Below are 3,430 nucleotides of genomic sequence, written 5' to 3'. Positions count from 1 at the left end.
CTCGAGCACCAGCGCCGGCGTCCCCTGCAGCGGGCCGATCGACGCGGTGCGCAGGCTCACGGTCTGCAGGATCCAGTTCTCGTCGACACGCGCGCCGGCCAGGAACGCCCGCGCCGGCTTGCCATCAACCGCGATCAGTGCGACGCCCGGGGCCGACCCCTCGGGACTGTTCTTCGCCGCCATCACGCCGATCAGCTTGAAGCGGTTGGCGGCCGGCGAGACCTCGGCCACGGCCGCGACCGGCTCGGCACCGAGCAGCCGCGTCAGGTCGCCGCGCAGGCCGACCGAGGTCGCCACCGTCACCGCATTGGAAGGCGCAGGGGTCGGCCGCACGAACAGGCGCATCCCCCAGAACACGATGGATCYGGCCACCAGGGCCCAGATTACGAATGCCGACAATCTCGCAGTCATTCGACGATTATGATTGATCGTTCACCTCCGAACGGTAACGTGATTGTTGCTGACACTCTTATGACCCGAGCCTCTCTTCAAGCCCCGCGTCGCCACCGCGGCTTCACGCTGATCGAACTGATGGTCGTGCTGGTGATCATCGGCGTGCTGGCGGCGCTGATCGTCCCGAACGTGCTGGACCGTGCCGCCGAAGCGCGCGTCACCGCCGCCCGCACCGACGTCAACAACCTGATGCAGGCGCTCAAGCTCTACAAGCTCGACAACCAGCGCTTCCCGTCCGGCGAGCAGGGCCTGCAGGCCCTGGTCGTCAAGCCGACGACCGGCACCATCCCGCCGAACTGGAAGCCCTACCTCGACAAGCTGCCCAACGACCCCTGGGGCAAGCCGTATCAATACGCCAACCCGGGCGTGAAAGGCGAGATCGATGTCTACAGCCTCGGTGCCGACGGCCAGGTGGGCGGTGAAGGCAAAGACGCCGAAGTTGGCTCCTGGCAATGAGCGTTGCCGTGCCGCGTCGCCCGCAGGCCGGGCGCACGCGGGCGGCTTCACGCTGATCGAGCTGCTGGTGGTGATCACGCTGATCGCCATCGCGTCGGCCGTCGCGAGCCTGTCGATCCGCAACCCGGCCAGCACGCGGCTCGACCACGAAGCCGCCCGGCTGGTCGCGCTGCTCGAATCGGCGCGCGCCGCGTCGCGCGCCWCGGGCATCCCGGTGACCTGGCTGCCGCGCGCCGCCGAGCCGAATGCGGCCGAAGGCTTCCGCTTCGTCGGGCTGCCGACCACCAACGACCTGCCGACCAAGTGGCTGACGCCCGAAGTCTCCGCCGACATCGCGGGCTCCAAGGGCATCGTGCTCGGCCCCGAGCCGTTGATCGGCGCGCAGCGCATCGTGCTGCACCTCGACGACCAGAGCGTCGCGCTCGGCACCGACGGGCTCGGGCCCTTCGTGGTGCTCGAGAACGAGCAGGTCGCGCAGCCATGAGCAAGCACCGTCCGCATCTCGCCAAAGCGAGCGGCTTCACGCTGATCGAGGTGCTGGTGGCGCTCGCCATCATCGCGGTCACGCTGGGCGCCGGCATCAAGGCGGCCGGCGCGTTGACCAACAACACGCAGCGCCTGGTCGAGGTCACCGCGGCCCAGTGGTGCGCCGAGAACCAGCTCACCGGCCTGAAGCTCAGCCACACCTTCCCGAGCGTCGGCGACGCCGAATTCAGCTGCGACCAGTTCGGCACCAGCTACAAGGGCAAGCAGGCCACGCGGCCGACGCCGAACCCGAACTTCCGGCGCGTCGACGCGCAGATCTTCAACGAGGACGACCAGCCGGTGCTGACGCTCTCGACCATCCTGCCGCGCTGATGGACACGCCACCCCTGCGCGCCCCCCTTGCCCGCGGCTTCACCCTCATCGAGGTGCTGGTCGCGATGACCATCATGGCGATCGTCGCGATGATGTCGTGGCAGGGCGTCGACGGCATCGTGCGCGCGCGCGCCGCGAGCCAGCAGCGGCTGGAGCAGGTGCTGCGCGTGAGCAGCGTGCTCGCGCAGTGGGAGCAGGACCTCGACAACGCGCAGGACAGCGGCGTGCTGCCGAGCGCGATGGCCTTCGACGGCGCCTCGATGCGCGTCACGCGCCGCGTGCCCGGCGGGCTGCAGATGGTGGTGTGGTCGCTGCGCGGCGGCACCTGGCTGCGCTGGGCCGGCCCGGTCGTCACGACGGCCAGCGAGCTGCAGCAGAACTGGATGTCGAGCCAGCAGTTCCTCGGCAGCGAGGTCGGCCAGTTGCGCACGCTGACCCACCTGTCGGACTGGCAGGTGTATTACTACCGCGGCAATGCCTGGACCAATGCGCAATCCAGCGCCGACCCGACGCAGCCGAATACCGGACCCGGGTCCGGCCAGCCGAATCCGCCGAGCGGCGTCACGACCCCGCTGCCGCAGGGCGTGCGGCTTGTGCTGACGTTCGGCGAGGGCAGCGGCTTCTCCGGCAACGTCACGCGCGACGTGACGATCGGCCCGCAATGACGCGCCACGCCACCTCCCCGCCGGCCGCCCAGCGCGGCGCCGCGCTGCTGATGGCAATGATCATCGTCACGCTGATCGCGACGCTGGCGGTGTCGATGGTCTGGCAGCAATGGCGCGCGGTGCAGGTCGAGACGGCCGAGCGCTCGCGCTCGCAGTCCGGCTGGATGCTGTCGGGCGCGCTCGACTGGTCGCGCATCATCCTGAAGGAAGACGCCAAGTCCGGCGGCTCCGACAACCTCGGCGAACCCTGGGCGGTGCCGCTCGAGGAGGCCCGGCTGTCCACCTTCCTCGCTGCCGACAAGGACAACACCGACGACGCGCCCGAGGCCTTCCTGTCCGGCGGCATCACCGACCTGCAGGCGCGCTTCAACCTGAGCAACCTGGTCGACGGCGGCAAGATCAGCGAGCCCGACCTGCTGGCGTTCCGCCGCCTGTGCGAGCGCGCCAACGTCGCGGTGACGGTGGCCGACAACCTCGCGAAGGGCCTGGTCCAGGCAACGCCGCCGGCGCCCGGCGCCAGCGCCCCCGCAGGCACCGCCAACGCACCGCTGCTGCCGAAGCGCTTCGACCAGCTGACCTGGCTGGGCGTCGACGCCGCGGCGCTCGCCCGGCTGGAGCCCTATGTGACGATCCTGCCGACGCGCACCCCGATCAACGCCAACACCGCGAGCAAGGAGGTGCTGGCCGCGGTGATCCCGGGCCTGGACCTCGGCAGCGCCGAGCGGCTGGTGCAGGTGCGCCAGCGCACGCCGTTCAAGACCCCGGCCGACATCAAGGCGCAGCTCCCCGCCACCTTCCCCGAGCTGAACGCGCAGCAGGTCGGCGTGAACACCAGCTACTTCGAGGTGCGCGGCCGGCTGCGGCTGACCGACCAGGTGCTCGAACAGCGCTCGGTCGTCGAGCGCCGCGGCACCACCGTGACCCCGTTGTCGCGAGAACGCGTGAGTTCGATCGACAGCAGCAATTGACAAGCCCCGCCAGCGCCGCCACGCTGGCGC

At 70.2% G+C, this 3,430-nt stretch carries 6 protein-coding genes; 5 read left to right on the top strand and 1 reads right to left on the bottom strand.

The features are described from left to right. On the bottom strand, positions 1-372 hold a 372-nt coding region (locus AC1D12_RS28360; protein ID WP_477844425.1), incomplete at its 3' end, for a type II secretion system protein N. Positions 373-471: 99 nt separating this feature from the next. Between AC1D12_RS28360 and gspG the strand changes: the two genes are divergently transcribed. Genes gspG through gspK form a run of 5 tightly spaced genes read left to right on the top strand, consistent with a single transcriptional unit; the run spans position 472 to position 3,400 of the window. Further along, a complete protein-coding gene (gene gspG, locus AC1D12_RS28355) occupies positions 472-909 on the top strand; it encodes a type II secretion system major pseudopilin GspG (RefSeq protein WP_047500232.1) in 438 nt (145 codons plus the stop codon). Further along, positions 893-1,393, top strand: a complete 501-nt coding sequence (locus tag AC1D12_RS28350; protein ID WP_477844422.1) for a prepilin-type N-terminal cleavage/methylation domain-containing protein — start codon at positions 893-895, stop codon at positions 1,391-1,393. Before gspG ends, AC1D12_RS28350 begins: the two co-directional genes overlap by 17 nt. Then, positions 1,390-1,767: a type II secretion system minor pseudopilin GspI gene (gene gspI / locus AC1D12_RS28345; protein WP_477844420.1), complete on the top strand. Its 378-nt coding sequence runs from the start codon at positions 1,390-1,392 to the stop codon at positions 1,765-1,767. Before AC1D12_RS28350 ends, gspI begins: the two co-directional genes overlap by 4 nt. Further along, a complete protein-coding gene (locus AC1D12_RS28340) occupies positions 1,767-2,432 on the top strand; it encodes a prepilin-type N-terminal cleavage/methylation domain-containing protein (RefSeq protein ID WP_477828976.1) in 666 nt (221 codons plus the stop codon). The genes gspI and AC1D12_RS28340 overlap by 1 nt, the downstream gene beginning before the upstream one ends. Further along, positions 2,429-3,400, top strand: coding sequence for a type II secretion system minor pseudopilin GspK (gene gspK, locus AC1D12_RS28335; protein WP_477844418.1), 972 nt, complete (start codon positions 2,429-2,431; stop codon positions 3,398-3,400). Before AC1D12_RS28340 ends, gspK begins: the two co-directional genes overlap by 4 nt. Positions 3,401-3,430: the final 30 nt, after the last annotated feature.

It is taken from the genome of Rhizobacter sp. P1_G5, assembly GCF_056405435.1.
The sequence above is the reverse complement of the archived record's forward strand: the minus strand, read 5'-3'. Positions and strand labels throughout refer to the sequence as shown.